This is a genomic window from Streptomyces fildesensis (genome assembly GCF_016107395.1).
GTDB classification, from domain to species: Bacteria; Actinomycetota; Actinomycetes; order Streptomycetales; family Streptomycetaceae; genus Actinacidiphila; species Actinacidiphila fildesensis.
Window position 1 is genome coordinate 1 of record NZ_JAAIKO010000404.1, and the last position, 226, is coordinate 226.

Here is a 226-nt window from a genome sequence, read left to right on the forward strand (position 1 = left end):
GAGGCTCACACTGGATGATTAACTGCACATCATTGATATCCAATCCCCTTGCCGCAACATTTGTGGCCACTAATGTCATGAATTTGCCAGACCTAAATCCTTTAAGTGTGACCTCACGCTGAGATTGCTGAATGTCCCCATGCAAAGCTCGTGCTCCAGGCAATAACTCAGCAAGTTCAGAAGCGGAATCCTTAGTCTCAGTGAAAATAATTGTTCGACCTCCACT

At 45.6% G+C, this 226-nt stretch carries 1 protein-coding gene; it reads right to left on the reverse strand.

From position 1 onward, the window contains the following. Positions 1–226, reverse strand: a 226-nt coding sequence (locus tag C6N31_RS47550) for a C-terminal helicase domain-containing protein (RefSeq protein ID WP_198359779.1), incomplete at both ends; no start/stop codon positions are given.